We start from the raw sequence: 23491 nt of genomic DNA, 5'->3' as shown, positions 1-23491 counted from the left end.
CTCAAGACCACATCGTTTTCACCATCGAAAAGGTTGTCGGTGTAATCTAAGAGGCAAGCGGCAGGTTAAAATTGACATGGGATTGGTTCTCATGGCCAATAACCTCCTAAAATACAATAAGAGAACAACTCAAAATTAAAAAGCTAGAGTTCCACAATTGGAAATCTCTAGCTTTTTTGTGACTGAGAACTTTTTGTCTCAGACTCTTGAATGATTTAATAACCTGGAGATTTAATAGGAAAAATTAATAATTGAAATTGGAAAGGGAAAAAAGTTCTCTAGATTCTTAAATCATATTAATATTAACGACCACGTCGCAATTCACCAGTTTTGGCATCGCAGAAAAGGCGTTTACCACCAACATAGACATAACGTCCTTTCACTTGACGACCTGAACCGTCGAAGTAAAGTTGTTTGCCATTGATGACCTGTTTTCCAGTCACTGCTTGACCTGCTGCGTTAAAGTAATACCAGCAACCACGGCCAGCTTCGACAAAGCGGTTCACCACTTGCTCGCCAGTGTGGGCATCAAAGTAGCATTTCTTACCTTGGACAGTGAGCAATTTACCTTTGACTTGAGCACCGTTGCTACCAAAGTAGTAAACTTTATTGTTAATGTTTTGAAGACCTGTTACTTTGTGACCATCTTGGTTAAGGTAAGCCCATTGGTTAGCCGCGATTTGAATGAATTGGTTGATGACTGCTTGGCCAGTAACGGTATCATAATAGCGTCCTTCAGCCCAGCCACCTTTTAGTTGGCTGTGATCTTTATTGAAGTAATAGAGTTTACCATCAATCACTTTTGCACCTTGAACGAGGCAACCAAAAGCATCCGCATAATACCAGTTGTTGTTTTCAAAGATAAAGCGTGAAACAGCCATTTCACCTGTTTGAGCTGAAATGTAGTATTGCTTGTTGCCTTGTTGCATCATCTGACCTTTGATTTGACGGCCTTCTGAGTCAAAGCAGTATTCTTTACCATTGATGATACGTTTTCCTGTCACAGCGTAACCATGTTCATCTAGGTAGTACCAAGCTTGGTTTTCTTTATTTTGAACAAAAGTATTTACAGCCATGTTACCAGTATCAGGGATGAAGTAACGGATACGGCCATCTGAGAAGCGAATAAACTTGTCTTTAGCTTGGATACCTGTTTGTGTATCAAAGTAGAAGGTTGTGCCACCCATTTCAATGAGACCAGTAGCCATGTGACCATAACAGTCGAAATAGCGGACATCCTTACGATAACCTGCAAAATCGTAGAAACCGTTGATAGCTTTCACACCATTTTTATCGTAATAATAAGTGTAGCCATCGCTACCTTTAACAAGTGAGTCACGAGCTTGAAGACCATTTTCAAGGAAGTAATAAGCCTTACCATCGATAACCTTTTCACCTTTGACCTTTTGGCCATATTGGTCGTAATAATACCATTGATTTTCGCCTACACGGACAAATGAAGACTTGGCATTGTTTGAATCAACACTTAGCTTGGTCTCGCCTGTGATGATTTGGTAACCTGAGTTATTTTGTTGATTTCCTTGTGAAATGATAGTGACATTAGCATTTGAACCGCTTGATTGACCTACTGTCACATTTGGAAACAGTTTATTAGAGTTCGAAACGATAGTCACATTCGGCGTTGTTCCTGAAGCCGTGATGGTGATTGTCGTGTTTCGACCACCATTCCAATGAATACCGTTTGAGTCAGACGAACTTGTCGTAATTGTCGCAAAACCGCTAGCTGACGATGATGATGACCATGATGATGAAGACGAGTAAGAATACCAAGCTGAACTTGATGAGCTTGAAGAACTTGACGCACTAGCACTTACTGATGCCGAACTGCTACTTGATTGGTAAGCAGAACCCGTTTGTGATGAATTAGAGGTTTGTGTTCCTACTACTTGAGAAGATTGTGACGAGCTGACTTGACCAGATCCACCACCTACCACAGTCTGTGATGAGCCTCCTGTTGAGACAGATGATGAAGACTCGTAGCCTGAGCTTGTTTGACTGCCATAGTTAGATGACACCGCTGACAAATGGCCAGCATCTTCCGTCAAGGTTGGCGAATAGCTTTCATTAATCAATGAAGCACTTGACTCAATGCCTGCATCTGTTTGTTCAAAACCGTCACCATTAGGAAGTGACACTTCATCTGCTTGTGCCGATTGGTCCGCTAAAAGGGCTCCACCCGCAAGTGCAACCATCGACAGCGTACTAACTCCAATAGTCACCCAGTTTTTCTTGACCTTGTGCAACTTAAATCCAACTTTCTTTTCCATAACATACACCTTTCAATATAACTTTATTTCTCTATACTATGTTAAGGGATTTTGGAAACGAATACAATTACAGATACATAACCCTAGTCTCATAAGACTAACCTTCTGCCCATAATCCATTTGAAGAAACAAGTCTAAGATATATACCTATAGCCTTTATAAGTTAGAAAACGTTACCAAAAGAACGTTCGGATTTTCTTAAATTCACACAGAAATCGCAACTTTTAGCAATTTTAACGCCTCCCTCATTAAAGACTGAGTATAGTTTAAAACGAAAGTAAGTAGTTTATTGACGATTCTATTAATCAAACTCATTGTTTACTTACAATCCACTAGACATTTCGAGGGAAAATGATAAAAGAAAAGTACTTGAAGGAAAATACTTCAAGTACTTAAAAGTTTTGAAATTATGTGGAAAGCTACTGATTTTCAATCTATAAGCATCTAGGATAGTCCCAAAATCACATTTTCTTCTGCCCCTTATCGATTTCTGACCCAAGCTCCAGTATTGGCATCATAGTAACGGCGTTGGCCTTTAATCCAGACGTAACGGCCTTTGACTTGACGGCCAGAAGCGTCGAAGTAGAGGTGTTGCCCATTGATGACTTGTTCACCAGTTACGGCTTGGCCTGAGGCGTTAAAGTAATACCAAACACCACGAGAAATTTGGATAAAGCGATTGGTTACGGCTTCACCACTATTGGCATCAAAGTAGTATTTCTTGCCTTTATAGGTAAGGAGTTTACCCTTGGCTTGGACACCATTGCCTTCAAAGTAGTAAAGTTTACCATTGATATGCTGGAGACCAACTACCTTTTGACCATTTTGGTTGAGGTAAGCCCATTGGTTGGCACCAACTTGGACAAAGCGGTTGGTTACGGCCTGACCTGAGTCACCATCATAGTAACGGCCGTTGGCCCAGGCACCCTTGACTTGGCTATAATCATTGTTGAAATAATAGTGATTACCATTGATGACTTGAGCACCTTTAACCAACTTACCATTGCCATCGACATAGTACCACTTGTTGTTTTCTGTCACAAAGCGTGAACGGGCAATTTCACCGCTATCGCCATCAAGGAAGTAACGTTGGTTATTGATAGTGACAAAGTGTCCTTTAACCTGACGGCCTTCATTGTCAAAGTAATATTGCTTACCGTTAATAGTTTGAAGGCCTGTCACGGCATAACCGTTGCTATCGAGGTAATACCAAGCCTTGTTCTCAGGATTTTGCGCAAAACGGTTAACTGCGAGATTTCCTGTATCTGGAATGAAGTAACGTGTGCGACCGTCCGCAAAGCGGATGAACTTGTCTTTAGCTTGAATACCAGTCTTTTCATCGAAATAGAAGGTTGTGCCATACATGTCGTGGAGACCACGATACATTTGACCGTTACCATCAAAATAGCGAACATCTTGGCGAGGACCTGCAAAGTCGTAGAATCCGTTAAAGGCCTGAACCCCTTTAGGATCGTAGTAATAGACGTGACCATCACTGCCTTGGCGAAGAACATGACGTAGCTGAAGCCCATTGTCTAGGAAGAAGTATTTCTTGCCATCAATGACCTGTTCACCTGTGACCATGTTACCGTTCTTATCAAAGTAATACCACTGGTTGGCACCGATTTGAATGAAGGTATTCTTGGCAAGGTAGCCACTCGTTGAGAGGTATTGGACCTTATCTCCCACCCTACGGAAACCAGTTGCTGTGATTTCTGTCATTTGTTTAGGAAGGAAGGTTTGACCTGCTTTCAGGTTGAAGTATTGGTTTGTTGCGTTATCTTGCAAGACATAGCGAGCCCCTGTACCTTGGATATTGCTTCCATTGAAATACTTGGCTGACCATTGTGTGATTTTCTCATTTGTAGTCAATTTACGGCCGTTTGAAATCTGCACGCGCTCAAAGATAGCTGGGTATTTTGCCTTCAATTCATCAAGGAAGGCACCTCCGTACTTGCCTTGGAAGTCATTTCCAAAGGTACGTGTTTTAGCTGCATAGAGACTATTGTAGATTTCAGCATTTGGACGTGGTGTGCCGTAGCTGTTGGTACGTGAAGCTGTTACCACTTCTTTTCCAGGGAGATTGTAAATTTGATCTGGAACCCAGTCAGCAATGGCTGAGATACCTTCAGCGTGAAGGGCACGAAGAGCATCCATGAGGTCTTTGAGTGAACCGTATTTGTTGTTCTTACTCATGGCAATATCGTAACGGTCCTCAAAGGCGTAACCATTTTCAATGATAGAATCCAAGAAAGTGCCGTCTTGGCTAGACACGTATTGTGGCGCAAATTCAAAGGAAGTGATTCCCCACTCTTTGAAGCGTTTGGCATTTTGAGCAATGACACGGTTGGTGTACTGACTTGGTGTCTTAACAAAATCTTGGAAGTTTGAGAAACCTTCGTAAATGACTTGTGAGTCAAGAGCTGCTGATGATTCAAAGACCTGCTCACCCTTCTTGGTTGTCGAAGCCTTGGTGCGAGCATCTTGGTTTTCAGAAGCACCCACTGGCACCCAAACTGCCAAATAACCCGAAACTTCAACGGTTGAATGACCAGTAATATCGTCTGCCGTGAAGGTCAAGTTCCCTTGATTATCCGTATAGCGAACCAATCCAGCTGGCACATCAGAATCCTTGAGGTAGGTCGCAAGTCCTGTAGATTTGCTGAGAAGCAATGGACGGTAAGCCTGATTTTTGTGGGCAGCTCCCATATTGACTACCAAACGGTCATTTGTTCCCAACTTCATATCTGGACGGTTGGCTGTAAGGACGAGCATTCCTTGGTTACGTGTTTCAGCAGTACCAAGCTGGTTAGCTTCTTCTGCCCCCTTACCATAACGCACAGATGACATGATTTCATAGCCATTAAGCTTAGTGACCTTCATGTCTTGACCACCTGCTACATATTTGATGCGAGCACGGAGCAGGGCATCGATGGCATTATAGTACGGTGATTTTTCAGCCATGTATTGGCCATCATCGGTAAAGAGGTCACCGTAGTAAACACGAGTGATACTGTCCTTGTTGGTCAACATTGTGGCATAGGCAGCTGGAATATTGTACTGGGTGTACTTTTTATCAGCCTTGCGCATGTCCACATTGTAGATTTCGAAGGCCTGTTTGAGCTCATCCATAGTGAAGGTGAAACCATCTGTTTTTGGATTAATCTGCTTGCTGATGATATTAGCCAAAACAGCTTGCACTTCACTATCATGGGCACGCACGAAAATATAATTGGCATCACGTGGCGTGTGTTTCTGCTCACTTGAACGGTTGTTAAGAGAGTTAGTAATCACGCGCTCCAAGCTACCACGGTAATTGCTCTTACGCAAGAAAGTTGTCAAAAGCATTTCACGTAGGGGATTGTCAATGGACAACTGAGCACCCTTGGTATCCTTGTTGTATTGGTGGTCGTTGTATGACCAAGCTTCAAGGATTGACAAATGAGCAATGGCATTTGCTTCATTATCTGCGACACGGTATTTTTCCTTGAAGTAATCAGAAGCAATCTGCAAGAGGTCCGCATCCACATTGTCCACCGCATCGATACGAACACCGTCAAAGTTGGCACTTGGATCATTGCCAAGGATAGACCCAATGTTCATGATGTAGTGGAGCCAGTTTAGTTGTTCAGCCTGAACAGCTGGGTTAGAGTTGTCGATATCGTTTGCCAAGAGCAACTCGTAACCACCATTTGAACGGTCAATATGATATTTGCGTGTCCCCGTTTGGTTAGTCGGTGTGCGGTTCATGAGGCGGAAGTCTGAATTGGCATGACTTGTCGTACTATTATTGAGGAAAGTCAGTGCTCCTCCTTGCAAGTGATCTTTACCAACTAAGAGATTGTCCTCACTCTCAGAGTTCCAGCCAGGCTGTGTTTTGATGAAATCTGACATCAACTGGCGAAGCCAAGTGGTATTGCCCTCGCGACCAATACGTTCCTCGATTCCTCGTTGAACCGTTTCGGCAGCAGCTGCCAAGTCATAGCTCATCATGTCGGTCGTATAGGTCTTATCACTAAAGCCTTGTTGACTCATATAGTTGAGGTAGTTGACTTGTGTCACCTTGTCTGGCCACCAAGTCATCAAAAGGGGACGATAATCTTTCTCAGTTGAAGCTGTCCAATTTTTCCCGTCCTTCAAGATCTGTTTTGGACGATACCAGCTATCAGCCGTCAAGAAATTGTCCAAGTGTTCAAAACTCTTGCTTGACGTGTCGTAGGCCTGGTTATAAACCGCATAGATAGAGTTATTTGGAATGGCATCGGCACGATACAAAGGTTTACTTTGATCCACCATAGCCCCAGTCTCATCGAAATAATAAAGACGACCATCAAGTTCAATCGCTGTGTTCTTTTTCACAACGCCATTTTCAACATAATACTGCTTGCCATCAATAGTCTTCAAGTTGGAAGCTACTGGTTTATAGTCAAGACTTGGCTGACTTGGTTGGACTGGCTTATTAGGTTGAGACGGTTGACTCGGTTGAACAGGTTTGTTTGGTTGATTTGGCTGCGTTACAATGGTCACATTTGGTCTTGTGCCATTTGGACTTGTCACCGTCACGTTTGGCTTAGGAGTGTTTGGCCCTGTGATAATGGTTACATTTGGTGTCGTACCGCTGGCCGTAATCGTGATGTTAGTGTTGCGGTTGGCATTGATACGAATAGTGCTGTCAGCAGCGCGTGTGGCGATTGCTGGTGCAGCATTGGTCAAGACTCTAGGAGTGGACTGAGTACTTGTTTGCCCAGCTACTTGAGTTGATGTCTGACCTTGTGAGGCCTGTTCCGTAGTCTGTGTCTCTTGGGCACTAGCTTGAGTTTGCGAAGAAACTGCCACTTCCCGACTGGCAACTGGACTAGTTTGTACTTGAGCAGTTGTCTCTCGGCTGACCACACTTGTCACCACCTGTGAGTTTGTTCCAACTGTTTCTATTGCTGACACACTTGCTTGCGCACTAGCTTGCTCAGTAACAGTTGTTGTCATCACTAGACTGGCAGTCCCATCCTCACTCAGTTGCTGCAAGCCGTCACCGTTAGGTGCGCTCGTCTCATCGGCCTCTACTTTTCCTTGAGCTAGGAGGCTTCCACCTGCCAAGGCAACCATTGAGAGGGTGGTCACACCGATAGTTACCCAGTTTTTCTTAACCTTATGTAGTTTAAAACGTACCTTATTTTCCATCTATAGCAATCATCCTTTTTCTGTTGTTATCTTTACTCTATGATATATTCAGACAAATTACAAATAGGAAAAAGTCATCTTCTTTTCATAAATCTCTGCCACAAGCTTAGTTATATTAACTTTGATTAGCAAAAATGAGACCTTACACCATATGTAAGGTCTTAAATAGAGAGTATCTGATTCTCAAATACCTTCAAAAGCTTATCCTTAAAGGCTTTTCAACATTAAAGCAAGCTTCAATTAAGCTTAAGAGATAGCAAAACTATGAGAGAAGCAGCCCTAAAAAAGACAATTCTGAAAAGAAAATTTTAGATAGAAAGACTCTAGTTTTTCATCTGGCTAAGACCAGGTCCTGTCTATGAGGAACAAAAATTAAAAATATAAATGATTTACACAGGTGAATTCTTATTTGACTAACGAAACTAAATATAGAATCTTTTATGTCAGTTCTTTAACATTTTTGATAATTCCGTTAGTTTCTGTTGTTTATTCTTAAAAAAGGATTATAATGAAGCTAGGTGAATATGTAAGCGTTTTAATTTTGCTTTAAAGGACACTTGGGGGATTATCTAAAAGATTGACATTAGTTACCTAATGCCTAACTAAGGATTATAGTAGGATAACCATTCCTGAGTCACTTTGAACCATCAAACTAGGGCTCATAAAAAGAATACAGCATCATTTCAAACTAGAGCTCTAGAGGGGACGCCTCATACTAGTAAGCTCTAGTTTTTTGTGTCTTAGAAGCCCAAAATAAACGAGATCTTCCATGCTTAGAAAGGAGGAAAATTCCGAACGGCTCTCGTTTTTCTAGAATCATTTCGTCAGAACTCATGTTTGCCTTGAACAGTCTCGTAATACCGAAATTGAGGAGACTTGGAGAAATAAGGATTGTCATAAAAAGATTAACTTACATCGTTAGGGACTCTACCCAATGCTCACTTTTCATAAACTCTCATGACAGCCCTTATTTTGCAGTATGTAAAAAGTTTAAAATGAAAGGAGAATTACCATGGAAAAGAAAGTACATTTTAAACTTCACAAAGTTAAAAAACATTGGGTAACTATTGCAGTGACAGGACTTGCTTTGGGATTGAGTTTTGCAGGATTCAGCTACGCTTTGGCTGAAGAACAACCTACACCTGTTAATGAAGCAACTGTTGAAGCCATCATCAAAGAAGACGCTATTGACGTTGAGGCTCCAGCAAGTAATGAAGCCACAACTAAACCTGTAGAAAACACAGCTGCTACCGCTTCGAGCGAGGTTGCAACTGTGTCAGAAACACCTGTAGTCACCTCTGAAGTGGCTTCAACAGAAATTGTTTCTGAAAAACCAAGCTCTGAAGTCTCAAGCACAGCTAGTTCAGAAGTAGCTAGTCCGGAAACTACACATTCTGAGGTAGGTGCAACGACTAGCGAGAGTGTTACAGCTGAGAATGTGTCACCAACAACTAGTGATACTGATACCCCTAATTCTCAAGTTCCCTCTGCTGAAAATAATATCACTGGCGGTCACTACTACAGTGATAAACAGGGGAATTGGTACTATGAAGATGCTAATGGGAAAAAACTTACTGGAGATCAAACGATTGATAACGTAAGAGTCTCCTTCTGGGAGGACGGAAAACAAATTAAAGGACCACAAATCGTAAATTACAAACTATACCGTTATTTTGATGATAATACTGGTCAACTACAAACCAAACGGTATCTAGAATATAAGGGAAACTGGTACTATGTTGACAAGGATGGTATTCCTCTCAAGGGGGAACAAACCATTGATAGGCAAGAAGTTTATTTTGATTATGACGGAACTCAAGTCAAAGGAGACTTTAGTGAAAAGTATTCTGGTAATCTTGATAAGATGCACTATTATGACCCTAACACCGGAGCTAGAGTTAGAAAAGAAGGTCTCGTTCAAGATAAAGAAGGAAGAACCTTTTTTATCAATAATGACGGTTCTAAATATACAGGAACTCGTATGATTGATGGTAATCTTTATTATTTCGAAATCAACTCTGGTGTCATGCAAAAAGGAATCAGCATAGAGCTAGAAGATGGAAAGACTCTTCCAACTTCTAATAAATATGGAACGCCCACAAACATTACCCGTCGTTACTATTTTGACTCAGAAACCGGTCAGTTAGTCAAAAAACAAACAATTAAAGAACATGATAAATGGTACTACTACGGTGATGATGGAAATGCTATTCGTCCTAAAGATGGGGAAACCCTTATTAATGGACAAATCGTCTATCTCTACTCAAACGGCCGTCAAGCTAAAGGAGAACTTGTTCTTGATAATGGGGTCCTCCGTTACTATGATCCTGATTCTGGAGCTCGTGTTGTAAATACAAGCCTAACGATCAATGGGATGACTTATAACTTTGATGAAAATGGAATTGGTAAAGATGCTCCAAACCCTAACGGCTACTATAGCGATGAACAGGGTAACTGGTATTATAAGAATGCAAGCGGAGAAAACCTTATCGGTTCCCAAATCATTAAGGGACAAAGAGTATTCTTCCGGGATAATGGACAACAAGTCAAAGGGGCCTATTTAGATATATATAATGACCTTAAAGGTTACTACGATATCAATACAGGAAATCTCGTAACCAATCGTTACGTTGAAGTTAATGGTAATTGGTACTATGTTAATAAATACGGTAGCCCACTAAAAGGGGCCTACATTATTGATGGACAAGATGTTATGTTCGATCCCCATGATGGTAAACAGATTAAAGGAGGATTTGTAAGAGATCCGAAGTTTATCTCCAAATATTATTACATGCCTAAGTACTACTATGATAAAGACAATGGTTGCAAAGTAACCCATGCAGGCTTTGTTAATGAAAATGATTCAACCTACTACCTTGATGATAAAGGACAAATAGTTCTTGGACTTCAGGAAATTAATGGCGATTTCTATTACTTCCGTCCAGAAAATACGTATAAACAATATGACATTGGAGAAATGTTACGAGATCGTTTTATCTATGAAAATAATAAGGTCTATTATGTTGATCATAGTGGTAAAGTCTTGAAAAATCGCTTTTTCGAATGTAATGGAAGATGGTATTATTTTACAAAAGATGGTACAGCTGCAACAGGAGAAGTTGAAATTAATGGTCAAAAACTATACTTTGATAATCCTTGGGGTTTTCAGACCAAAGGAAGGGTTGCTGAAAACGGTAAATTCTATGACAAAGATTCTGGTGAACTAGTGACCAATACTTTTAGAGAAGGATTGACTTCCGTTGGTAGTACCATATATGGCGAAACTATATATGCAAAGGACTGGTATTACCTTGATAGGGAAGGCCGACCACTAAAAGGACCTCAAACACTTGATTATGTCAAAATGTACTTCTTCCCTAATGGAGCACAGGTTAAGGGACGTTTTGCTCCTGATGGACACTACTATGATAAGGATACTGGTGCACTTGTAACAAACCGTTACGTCCATATCTATAACTGGAAATTTCAAGATAAATACGGTAATCCTGTCGATAACTTTTTTATCCAGTACCCACATAATTTTATTCTTGATCCCAATGATAAAAAAATACCAGTAGACATTAGTCACTACCCACTTTCAAGCAAAGACTTCGATTGTGAGGACTATTTCTACTACGTTGATGTCAATGGTGATAAAGTTACCGGTGAGCAAACCATTGACAATGTTCCTGTCTACTTCCACAGTAATGGTAAACAAGCTAAAGGGGAACTAATCACTGTCGATGGTAAAATCCACTACTACGATGCCAACTCAGGTGCCCGTTTGTCAAATATTGACATTACTATTAAAGGGGAAACCTATCATTTTGATGCGGACGGAAACGGAACACTCATTAGTTAATGAAGTTATAGAGACTCCTTCTCAATAACGACAGTTTAAAATGAAAGGAGAATTATCATGGAAAAGAAAGTACATTTTAAACTTCACAAAGTTAAAAAACATTGGATAACTATTGCAGTGACAGGACTAGCTTTGGGATTGAGCTTTACAGGCCTCAGCTACGCTTCAGCTGAAGAACAACCTACCCCTGTTAATGAAGCAACTGTTGAAGCCATCATCAAAGAAGGCGCTATTGACGTCGATGCGCCAGCAAGTAATGAAGCCACAGCTAAACCTGCAGAAAACACAGCTGCTACCGCTTCAAGCGAGGCTGCCACAGTGTCAGAAACACCAGTGGCCAGCTCTGAAGTAGCCTCAACAGAAACAGTTTCTGAAAAACCAAGCTCTGAAGTCACAAGTACAGCTAGTTCGGAAGTAGCTAATTCTGAAACTACACATTCTGAGGTAAGTGCAACGACTAGTGAGAGTGTTACAACTGAGAATTCGTCACCAACAACTAGTGATACTGATACCCCTAATTCTCAAGTTCCCTCTGCTGAAAAGAATATCACGGGTGGTCAATGGTATAGTGATGAACAAGGCAATTGGCATTACAAAAAAGATGGCAAGGATCTGACAGGTCCAAACCTAATTGATGGACAGCATGTCTATTTTGACAAGGATGGTAAACAAGTCAAAGGAAACTTTGCCCAAGATGGACATTATTATGATGGTGAACTTGGACATCTAACAACTGAATCTTTTGTTACTACTGGCGATAACCACTGGTATTATGTAGATAAGACAGGTGAAAAAGTGACTGGCCTTCAAGAAATTGGAGACAAAACTTACCACTTTAATGACAAGGGGCTTCAAACAAAAGGACAAAGAGTAGTTATTGAGGGTAAAGGATATTATTTCCATCCTGAAAATGGCGAACTTTGGAATAATAAGATTGCCCTCTATCATAGTACTCGCTACATTAACGGAACCAGCGACGACATTTATTACTACTATGACAATGACGGTAATATTTACACTGGCCCTAAAACCATCGACGGTAAAGAGTACTACTTCCAACCAGACATGGTCTATTATTCTAAATTCAAGAATCCTGATGGTACTGAAAGTTATTACAATGAACAGGGACAAAAAGTCTATAATGGCTGGGGTAAAATCAGATACATGTACCTGAGAGGATACCTCTGGACACCTTCCGTTTATGCTGATGAAAATGGACATGTTGTTCATGGATTCAAGCGAATTAATGGACAACTCTACTATTTTGATGAATCTGGTTCACTAAGAGATGATGTCCCTGGCAGCCCAAACCCACTGTTCCAAGTTGATGGAAACTGGTACTATGCTCAGTTTTCTAAATACATTAACGGCGTAAGAGGTGCTATCCTCACCAATGCTTTCACTTTTATTGCTGTAGATGATAGATACCCAACATCAATTGCAGATGAAAATGGTAAATTGACTCCAGTTACAGCCAAAAATAGTTATGTTACTGCTGGAGGTAAATGGTACTATGTTGATAAATCTAGTTATCCTTTAAAGGGCGAACAAGTGATAGATTATGTCAATGTCTACTTCCGTGATGACTATTCTCAAGTTAAAGGTGACTTTGCGCCAAACGGCCATTATTATGATAAAGATAGTGGAGCCCTCGTTACCAACCGTTATGTCGAAAAAGATGGCAAACGGTACTATGTCAATGATAAGGGCGATAAATTAATTGGTGCTCAAACTATAGGTGGTGTAGAAGTCTATTTTGATAAAGACGGTGTCCAAGCCAAAGGTATTTTTGCCAATGCTGATCATTTTTATGACAAAGACACAGGTGCTGCTGTCCAAGACCAAATCGTCGAAGTCGATGGCAAACGCTATTATGTTGGTCAAGATGGTAGAAAAGTTTACTCAGGAACACATATTGTTCATGGTGAAGAAGTGAATCTTATCGTTGGAGATGGTCATCAAGGCTTCGGAGAATTCACATACTACGCAGATAGTGGAGACTATATCGGATTTGATGGTAAAAAGGTCACAAAAGCTGGTTTCGTTAAAACCAAAGATAATCACTGGTATTATTTAGACGGTAAGGGAAACAAATTAGTCTCCGTTCAAGTTATCGATGGCGAACTCTACTACTTTGGACTTCCTACTCGTAAATACTACTACGGAATGCAAAGTAGAGGTGAGCTCATCTATGCGTATTACAGTGATACTATCCCTAACAGTAGCCACATCTACTATCTGGATGAAGCAACAGGCGCTGCTCTTAAAAATCAATACCATGAATGGGAAGGTAGTTGGTATTACTTTGGTCCAAACTGGTACGCCTTGACCGGTGAACAAACCATTGACAATGTTCCAGTCTACTTCCACAGTAACGGTAAACAAGCCAAAGGTGAACTAGTCACCGTCGATGGTAAAATCCACTACTACGATGCTAACTCAGGTGCCCGTTTGTCAAATATTGACATTACTATCAAAGGGCAAACCTATCATTTTGATGCGGATGGAAACGGAACACCAATTAGTTAATGAAGTTATAAATACTCCTTCTTAAAAATGACAGATTTAAAATGAAAGGAGAATTATCATGGAAAAGAAAGTACATTTTAAACTTCACAAAGTTAAAAAACATTGGGTAACTATTGCAGTGACAGGACTGGCTTTGGGATTGAGTTTTGCAGGCCTCAACCACGCTTCAGCTGAAGAACAACCTACCCCTGTTAATGAAGCAACTGTTGAAGCCATTATCAAAGAAGGCGCTATTGACGTTGAGGCTCCAGCAAGTAATGAAGCCACAGCTAAACCTGCAGAAAACACAGCTACTACCGCTTCGAGCGAGGCTGCCACAGTATCAGAAGCACCAGTAGCTAGCTCTGAAGTGGCTTCAACAGAAACCGTTTCTGAAAAACCAAGCTCTGAAGTGACAAGCACAGCTAGTTCGGAAGCAGCTAATTCTGAAATTATACATTCTGAGGTAAGTGCAACAAATACACCTACAAACAACGAAAACCTCATCATAAGCACTTCTCCTGATAAAACAACTTTAGATACCTCACAAAAAGATGGTGATTTCACCATCACTGTTGAAGCGGAAGGTATCACAAAAAAGACAGATAAAAGAGAGAGTTTCGTTTCAGATGCAAATGGTGTTACCTATTATGTAGATGCAAAAGGGCAACTGGTTACTGGACCAAAAGAAATCAACGGTTTCCAATATTACTTTAACGATGACGGCACTATGGTAAAAGGTCAGCTTAGGAAAGTTGACGACAAACTTCACTTTTACGATGAAAACGATGGCAAGCTAGTAACAGAACGTTTTATTACATTCAAAGACAACCACTATATTCCAGAAGAAAACTATAGTAAAGTTGTATACTTCAATGAACCAGCTTATATCGAACCAAACTATTATGTAATGCCTGGATTAGAACGTTACTATTTCGATAAAAATGGTAACACACTTAAGAAAGGTCGTCAGACAATTTTAGGTGACGACTATTACATCTATGACGATGGCCAAGTTGCTGTTCATAGACTAATGGAGTTAGATCACAAACGCTACTACTTTGACGACAAAGGGGCCTTAGTCAAAAATAAACAATTTCCTATCATCGAAAAGGGTCTATGGAAGTCTATGCCATATGTATTTTATTCAGACCACGATGGGGTGGCAGATTATCTCAATAAAAAACTAAACATTGTAACTTATCCGTTCCCAATTTACTATACTCTTCCTTCAGAAAATAATAGAGAATATCCAAAAAATCAATTTATGATGGACTACGAAGGTCGTTGGTATTACTTCAACAAAGACGGATTTCCTGTCACTGGACCTAAAACTATTGATGGCTTTGAACTCTACTTCCATGAATCATCTCGTCCAGAAGGACATCAAGCTAAAGGTGAATTTATTAATATTGATAATAAAATCTACTACTTTGACAAAGACAATGGTCGTAAAGTCAAGGACACTTCCTTTGAGTTAAACGGTACCCATTATATCGCAGATAAAGAAGGAAACATAACTATCCAAGGTGACTCTAGATTCCATAACCAATATGTCAGCGATGATAAAGGAAATTGGTATTACTACAACTCCAATGGCAATAAACTCATTGGCGAACAAACCATTGATAACGTCAAAGTTTACTTTAAGGACAGTGGAGTCCAAGTTAAAGGACACTTCGCTCCGAATGGACACTTTTATGACAAGGATAGTGGTGAACTTGTTACTAATGCTTATGTAGAAGACAATGGAAACTGGTACTATGTCGATGAAAATGGTCAAAAACTCATTGGAAACCAAATTGTTGATAGTTATCATGTTTGTTTTGACGGTAATGGTCGTCAACTAAAAGGTGAAGCTAGCTACTCAAATTCAGGTCTACCAAAACATTACTATGATTTGCATAATGGACAAATGGTTATCAACTCTCTTATTCAAATCGATGGAAAGACCTATAAAGCTGATAATGAAGGTAAACTCTCTGAGGTACCATATGCTTTAAACTATCGCAACCAAATTGTTACCGACGAATTTGAAAACAGCTATTATTATGACTACCAAGGAATGATGGTTAAAAATCAATACGTTACTATCTATCACCTAGAGAATGACTATCTTAACCCTAAAATTAGAAAAGTCACCTATTATGCAGGATATGACGGAAAATTCCTTCACGGTCCCCAAACAATAAATGGTGTTGCTGTTTATTTTAATGCCTATGGTGAACAAATCAAAGACCAGTTCGCAGACGATGGTTACTATTATGATAAAGATACCGGTGCTCGTGTTAATTTAGGTGTCAACCGATCAGTTATGATAAATGGTAAATGGTATTATCTTGACCAAAACGGAAAGCAATCTAAAGGAGAGTTTATTAAACAAGGAGGAAACAAATACTACTACGATAAAATTAATGGTGAGCGTGTCATTGGAACACTTTTTGAAGTGAACGATAAACTTTATATTTCAGATCAAGAAGGTGTCATTACTGAAAAGAAAGATGATATCAAAAAAAATGGACTGTTCTATGATGACTACCACAATATCCATTATATGAATGATAATGGTCATCTAGCTAGGAACTTATACGTTCCTTCTAACCACAATGGATTTAGCGATGATACAAAACCATTTTACTATTTTGGTTCCGAAGGAATCGCTTTAAAAGAGGAGCATACTATTAATGGTGAAACAGTATTCTTCGATGAAAATGGAGAGCAAGTAAAAGGAGGTTTCGCAAAAAACGGTAAATATTACGATAAACATACAGGTAACTTAGCAAGAAATACTTTCAGAGAGCGTACTGTAAGAATCGCTCGTGAATGGCGTGCTAATGGTATCTCAACTACATTCCGCTACTACCTAGATAATAGTGGCTACAAGGTGTCAGGTTATCAGACTATTAACGGTGAGGACTACTACTTCTACCCTGATGGACCACAATTAAAAGGGGATTTCGCACCAGATGGTAGATATCACGATAAAGACACCGGAGCTTTAGTCACAAAACGTTATGTTCAAATAAAACCTTGGCATTTTATCACCGACCTAGGTAATGAGCCTATCGACCATAATTATGTTCAAGTATTTCAATTCGATAGATACCCTAGTCTAGCAGACACCTCAACTGGTGCAATTACTAGATATTTTGGTAAAAAATATTCTAATAGTTGGTACTACGTCGATGAAAATAGTCAAAAGGTAACTGGACACAAAACTATCGATAATGTGAAGGTTTACTTTGATAAAGATGGTAAACAAGCTAAAGGTATTGTTGCTGATGATGGTTATTACTATGACAAGAATACTGGTGAACTTGTTGACTTAGGACGTGACAAATTCGTTGACATTGACGGTTATCGTTACTATGTTGGTAGTGATGGTAAATGTTATAAGGGTGAACAAAAGATTGGAGATGATTACTACTATTTTCACGATGATGGTAGACTAGGCTACGATGAATTGCGAACAATTTGGGCGGGAAATGACTACTTCTACCATTATTATTACCCAAAAACTGGAAAACGTGCTAAAAATGTTGACATTACTTTTAATCACTCAATTCGTTACAAGGTGAAAGCTGAGGTTGTTCATTTCGATGAAAACGGTGATGGAAGAGTTATTAAATATATTTACGAATAATATTTATTTCACACATATAATTCCAATTTATCTTTCAATGAAAGGAGAATTATCATGGAAAAGAAAGTACATTTTAAACTTCACAAAGTTAAAAAACATTGGGTAACTATTGCAGTGACAGGACTTGCTTTGGGATTGAGTTTTGCTGGCCTTAACTATGCTTCAGCTGAAGAACAACCTACCCCTGTTAATGAAGCAACTGTTGAAGCCATCATCAAAGAAGGCGCTATTGACGTCGATGCTCCAGCAAGTAATGAAGCCACAGCTAAACCTGCAGAAAACACAGTTGCTACCGCTTCGAGCGAAGCCGCCACAGTATCAGAAACACCAGTAGTCACCTCTGAAGTTACTTCAACAGAAACTATTTCTGAAAAAACAAGCTCTGAAGTCTCAAGCACATTTGTTTCAGCCTCTGAAACACAAAATTCAGAATCTAAATCATCTGTCGCAACAAGTGTGACAGAAAAAACTGCGGAAGAAACTGCATCCCATGAAGACCGTACTATAGATGTTACCGACAGAGGTATTTACCCACCTCCACCATGGTCTTCTCGAGTGGAAAATGTTACAGGTGGTGAGTATTACACTGACGATGATGGTTTTTGGCATTATAGAAATGAAAATGGCGATGACTACATTGATGGTCATACTATCGATGGTGTTAAGGTTTATTTTGACTATAAAGGTAGACAAGTAAAAGGAAGATTTGGCTTAGATCAACACTTTTACGATAAAGATTCTGGTGCTCTAGTTACGTCCAGTTATGTCAATGATGGCTATAACACCTACTATGTAAACAAAGAAGGGTATAGGCTTATCGGTCATCAAAAAATTAATGGAGAGTGGACTTACTTTAACGATTCTGGCGCCCAGTTAAAAGAGTCATTCGACCCTGAAGGTCGTTATTATGACGAAAATGGTCGACGGACTGACCTCGGTACTAATCACTATTTTCAATTACATAATAAGTGGTACTACATCGGAAATGATGGCAAGATTTTAAAAGGACCTCAAACTATCGACGGTGTTAAAGTCTATTTTGGTAATTATGATGGTATCCAAGTAAAGGGTGACTTTGCTAGTGATGAGCATTATTATGACAAGGATTCTGGTGCCTTGGTGACTAATCGCTTTGTTCATTCAATATACGACTTCTATGTAGATGAAAATGGTAATAGAGTTACAGGTCAAAAAAACATTGGAGGTACTTGGTACTACTTTGCACCTGCACAAATCAAAGACGAATTTGGTCCTGATGGCTATTATTATGATAAAGAAGGTAAACGAACTGATTTAGGTATCAATCGCTATTACCAACTTCACACACACTGGTATTATATTGGTAAAGATGGCAAGATTTTAAAAGGACCTCAAACCATTGATGGCGTGAATGTATATTTTGACACTGATGGCAAACAAGTTAAAGGGCACTTTGCAGCTGATAACCGTTTTTACGACAAAAATAATGGTTGGCTCGTCACCAATCGTATTGTGAATATGTATGGTGATAAAACCTATTACATTGATGAAAACGGCTATAAGTATACTGGTGTCAAAGAAATCAATGGGGCATTGTATTATTTTGAACCTGAACAAGTTTTTAATAAATTTGCCGAAAATGGTCGTTATTATGATGATAAAGGTAAACAAGTTGATTTCGGAACAAACCGCTTCTTCCACTTAAATGGATATTGTTACTATGCTGGAGATGACGGCACAATTTTAACAGGCAGACAAACGATTAATGGTATGGATGTTTACTTCGAGAACACTGGTGTCCAAGTCAAAGGCAGATTCATATCTGATTATTCAGGTAAGAATTTCCGCTATTATGATAAGGATTCCGGTGCCTTAGTCAAAAATCAATACGTTATTGCCTATAATGGTACTACTGGTCAAAACGAGAGATATTATCTGGATAATCAAGGACAACCATTAACCGGACCTCAAACCATTGATGGAAAGCAAGTGTACTTCCACGAATTAGGAAATTACTCTAACAATTACGGTGGTTGGCAAATATTCGATAATTTTGCTGAAGGACGGTACTATGATCAAGATGGTAATCTCGTTGACCTTGGTAAAAACCGTTACGTCCAAATCAAAGAAAATTGGTACTATGTTGGTAATGACGGAAAAATCTTAACAGGATACCATACAATTGATGGTGTTGATGTCTATTTTGATAACAATGGTGTACAAGCAAAAGGAACATTTGACTCTAATGGCAGGTTCCACGATAAAGATACTGGAGGATTAATTTATAATCAATTCATTACAGTCAAAGATAAAACGTACTATATCGACGATGAGGGTAGGCCCGTTGAAGGGTTAGCTGTTATCAAAAATACCGAGTACTTCTTTGACAAACAAAAGGGAGCTCAGATAAAAGGTGACTTCGCTGTGAATGGCAAATACTATGATGGTATCACTGGAGCTCTTGTAACCAATAGCTATGTACGAGTCGGATCAGATTGGTACTATGTAAATAGTAAAGGTAAACGCCTCAAAGGAGCTCAAATCATTAATAATGTAGCCGTTTACTTCAACCCTCAAAATGGTAAACAACTTAAAGGTGGATTTGACGAAGACGGTTACTTCTACGACAAAGACTCCGGTGCCAAGACTGATTTAGGAAAGAATCACTATGTGCAAATCAACGATGCTTGGTATTATATTGGTTCTGAAGGTAAAATCCTAAAAGGAGAGCAAACTATTGATGGTGTACAAGTCCATTTCGACACTATTACTGGTGTTCAAGTTAAGGGTAACTTCATTACTAAAGATGGACGATTAATTACTGAAAAGGATCATGCTAGCTATACTCCGGCTGAAAAATTCTTCGATAAAGATTCTGGCGCCCTAGTCAAAGGTCGTTACTTTACCCATAAAGGCAAGTGGTATTATGCTAATGATCAGGGAATCTTACTAAAAGGGTCTCAGACCATCGACGGTGTAAATGTCTACTTCCACCCTTACTACTTCGGTGGTCAAGCTAAGGACCTTGTTTTGGACGGCTATTACTATGATAAAGACACTGGTGCTCGGCAAGAAATCCCTAAAAATACATTTTTCAAGGCCGGAAACAAATTATACTACTTTGATAGTAATGGGGATTTCGGTAGAATGACAATAGATGGAAAAGACTATTGTGTTTATTCTTGGGGTGAAGTTATTCGAGGTGGATTAGGACCCTACAACACTCTTCCATATTATGATGAAGAAACAGGTGCTGCTATCCACAAAACCGGTCTCATAAAATCAGGCAATAATTGGTTTTACCTTGATGAAAACGGTCGAAAAGTCAAAGGGCTACGAGAGATTAATGGTAAAATCTATTATTTCTCTGATGGACCAGAATCAAGATATGGGCATTATTATGATCAGGTCCGTGGCTTATTAGTTAACCCTTATAATGAAAATTACTATAATAGCACTTCAAAAGCTGCACCTACATACTTCTTTGATGCTGAGACAGGTGCTGCTTTAACTAACCAATTCTTTAACTGGGAGGGAGATTGGTACTACTTTGGTCCTGACGGAAAAGCGCTTATTTTCGATCAAGTTATAAACGGACAACATCTCTACTTCAGAAATAATGGTAAACAAGTCAAAGGACAATTTATCTCAGATTATAAAGGAACTCGCTATTATGATGAAAATTCTGGCGAACTTGTTACTAATCAGACACGTACCATTAACGGAGTAACCTATCTCTTTGATGAAAACGGACGTCCTACTCAATTGTGAGATTTATCTTATTATAGTAAGTATGTTTGTCTAAATGTTCTTTAAAAAAAACACAAAAGGAAGTCGACAGTTGGTCAACTTCCTTTTTCATATAATCAATCACTGTCATTCAAACAGAACCCAATTATGACATTTTTTTAACATTTACGATTATCTTGTAAAAAAACTTGTTTGTAATTAAAAAAGTATTATAATAAAGATAGGTGAGCATGTAAGCGTTTTACCAAAACGTTGAAAGTGTACTACAGAGGGATTAGGATTAGGAACTTGGCTTTAGAATTCTAACGTCAAAATAATTTTTTATGCATGAAAACTGGTCCTTAGGCACTTTGGCATGATAATCTAAGGCTCTTTTCATACACACATCTGTCTATAATACAAAACTAGAGCTTTAGAGAGAATGTTTCAAACTAAAAGTTCTAGTTTTTTGTATTTAAAGACATATGCCATAGGCTGGATTCAATAATAAAACGAAAGGAGAGAAATAAAAGTATTAGGATAAATAAGTGAAGACACTTGTTTCTAGATATGAATTACACAGCATAAGCATATTCTCCTTGCCACACGTTTGACGTGCTCCCCTATAAAATCTTCTTATGGTCATGACATGAGAGATTTAGATATGGGACTCAGTCGTTTTAACAGATTTGCCTACTTTTAACACTATTTTAACGGCGAGCTCCTTTATAACCACCCAAACATCGGTGTTCATTTTATGAAAGGAGTCTATCATGAATACTGAAATGAATTATCCATGGCACGTGTACAAGAAGCACCTTGTGGCACTTTCTTGTGTAACCGCACTAGCTGCTTTTTCCCTAGTTGCTCGCCCTGCATTTGCGGAAGAAGTAAAAGCATCTGATACGAATGCTAAGACCGAAGTTGTCGCACCTGCTATAGAAAATGTAGTGGCTACTGTTGAGACTAAGACACTTGATGAAAATCCAACAGCAACTACAACAGATGCACCAACAGGCACAAGCATTATCACCAGCGAAGCTACAAGTGTTACCACTGATACTACAGCTATTCCTGAAACACCTAAACCCGCTTCAGACGCTTCAAGTACAGTTATCTCTGAAACAAATTCAACAAGATCAGAAATACCTACTTCTAAAACAGGAGCTACAGTAAGTGAAACTGCCAGTATGGAAAACGCTAGATATGAGGACATCTCAGAAAATCGACTTAAGACTGATGTTTCTTCCTTCAATAACGATGAAAACACAGAAATTCAAGACGAAGATCCTGAAGAAAATATTACAGGTGGTCAATGGTATAGTGACGTACAAGGTAGTTGGCACTACAAAAAAGACGGTAAAGACCTTATAGGTGCACACGTTGTTGACAATCAGCACGTGTATTTCCATGAAGATGGTAAACAAGCCAAAGGTGAGTCTGTCCAACGTAATAACCATTATTATTTCTACGACCAGAATCTAGGGCATAGGATAACTGAACAGTTTGTCAAGGTAGCTGATTTTCCTCACGATGAATACCGTTACTTTGGTAAATATGGTGTAGCTGTAACAGGCTGGCAAGATATTAATGGAAACCGTTACTATTTCTATCCTGACACTGCGTATAGAGTCTCCATTCCTTGGTACCAAGGAGATTGGGATGACTTCCATAAAGTTTACATTGATAGCAAGCCATACTACTTTGGACATGATGGTGAACTTTGGCGAAACCGCTATGTCAGATCTCTAGGGGGAATTCCTGGTGGCTATAAGAGCATGGATTTCGGAACATTTTACCTCGGCGATGACGGACAATACGTTACAGGCTGGCAAAAGAAAGGCGAAAAAGAATATTATTATTTTGAATACGGACGGCAAGCTCGAGGAATCGGATTCAACAACAATGACAGCCAAACCAATGTTATGGGGCAATTTATTAGGTTCCCAGAAGGTATCCGTTACTTTGAACCTTATACTGGTGAACTTGTCAAAAATCGTATGATTTATAACGACAAGAATATGCTTTTTGAATATTCACATGGTTATATTCCTGGATGGCTCTATTTCGATAAAGACGGTATTGCAGTAACTGGACTTCAACAAGTTTGGGGTGAATACTACTACTTCCGTGATGCAGCTGGTCTCCCAATAAGAGTTCAGGGAGAAATTGTAGACTACAAGGGACATAAGCTTTACTTCGATCCAAACAATGGTCAAATGTGGCGTAATCGTAATGCCAATATTGATGGAAAAAATTATCATATTGATGAAAACGGCTACCTTACAGAGATTTAAGTCATCA

At 39.4% G+C, this 23491-nt stretch carries 7 protein-coding genes; 5 read left to right on the top strand and 2 right to left on the bottom strand.

Features of this window, described 5'->3' with window-relative positions:
* Positions 1 to 302: 302 nt before the first annotated feature.
* Together NST80_RS03295 and NST80_RS03290 are read right to left on the bottom strand one after the other, a co-directional pair.
* Complete coding sequence (locus NST80_RS03295) at positions 303 to 2288, bottom strand: KxYKxGKxW signal peptide domain-containing protein (protein ID WP_342504635.1); 1986 nt, start codon at positions 2286 to 2288, stop codon at positions 303 to 305.
* Between the two features lie 480 nt (positions 2289 to 2768).
* Complete coding sequence (locus tag NST80_RS03290; protein WP_183138154.1) at positions 2769 to 7466, bottom strand: glycoside hydrolase family 70 protein; 4698 nt, start codon at positions 7464 to 7466, stop codon at positions 2769 to 2771.
* Positions 7467 to 8478: 1012 nt separating this feature from the next.
* Here NST80_RS03290 and NST80_RS03285 point away from each other — a divergent pair.
* The 5 genes from NST80_RS03285 (at position 8479) to NST80_RS03265 (ending at position 23484) form a co-directional block, all read left to right on the top strand.
* Positions 8479 to 11328, top strand: a complete 2850-nt coding sequence (locus NST80_RS03285) for a KxYKxGKxW signal peptide domain-containing protein (protein ID WP_138261633.1) — start codon at positions 8479 to 8481, stop codon at positions 11326 to 11328.
* Positions 11329 to 11385: 57 nt separating this feature from the next.
* On the top strand, positions 11386 to 13857 hold the full coding sequence (locus tag NST80_RS03280; protein ID WP_183138153.1) for a KxYKxGKxW signal peptide domain-containing protein: 2472 nt from the start codon (positions 11386 to 11388) through the stop codon (positions 13855 to 13857).
* A 58-nt stretch (positions 13858 to 13915) separates the two neighbouring features.
* Complete coding sequence (locus NST80_RS03275) at positions 13916 to 17479, top strand: KxYKxGKxW signal peptide domain-containing protein (protein ID WP_183138152.1); 3564 nt, start codon at positions 13916 to 13918, stop codon at positions 17477 to 17479.
* A gap of 54 nt (positions 17480 to 17533) precedes the next feature.
* Positions 17534 to 21229, top strand: coding sequence for a KxYKxGKxW signal peptide domain-containing protein (locus NST80_RS03270; protein WP_004182220.1), 3696 nt, complete (start codon positions 17534 to 17536; stop codon positions 21227 to 21229).
* A 731-nt stretch (positions 21230 to 21960) separates the two neighbouring features.
* Positions 21961 to 23484: a glucosyl transferase gene (locus tag NST80_RS03265; RefSeq protein ID WP_045772265.1), complete on the top strand. Its 1524-nt coding sequence runs from the start codon at positions 21961 to 21963 to the stop codon at positions 23482 to 23484.
* Positions 23485 to 23491: the final 7 nt, after the last annotated feature.

It is taken from the genome of Streptococcus sp. FSL K6-1323 (assembly GCF_038630745.1).
Lineage (GTDB): Bacteria > Bacillota > Bacilli > Lactobacillales > Streptococcaceae > Streptococcus > Streptococcus salivarius_D.
The sequence above is the reverse complement of the archived record's forward strand: the minus strand, read 5'-3'. Positions and strand labels throughout refer to the sequence as shown.

Bases quoted from the DNA above. Each gene is read 5' to 3' on its own strand.
- NST80_RS03295 (WP_342504635.1), bottom strand. From the start codon at position 2,288: ATGGAAAAGAAAGTTGGATTTAAGTTGCACAAGGTCAAGAAAAACTGG.
- NST80_RS03290 (WP_183138154.1), bottom strand. From the start codon at position 7,466: ATGGAAAATAAGGTACGTTTTAAACTACATAAGGTTAAGAAAAACTGG.
- NST80_RS03285 (WP_138261633.1), top strand. From the start codon at position 8,479: ATGGAAAAGAAAGTACATTTTAAACTTCACAAAGTTAAAAAACATTGG.
- NST80_RS03280 (WP_183138153.1), top strand. From the start codon at position 11,386: ATGGAAAAGAAAGTACATTTTAAACTTCACAAAGTTAAAAAACATTGG.
- NST80_RS03275 (WP_183138152.1), top strand. From the start codon at position 13,916: ATGGAAAAGAAAGTACATTTTAAACTTCACAAAGTTAAAAAACATTGG.
- NST80_RS03270 (WP_004182220.1), top strand. From the start codon at position 17,534: ATGGAAAAGAAAGTACATTTTAAACTTCACAAAGTTAAAAAACATTGG.
- NST80_RS03265 (WP_045772265.1), top strand. From the start codon at position 21,961: ATGAATACTGAAATGAATTATCCATGGCACGTGTACAAGAAGCACCTT.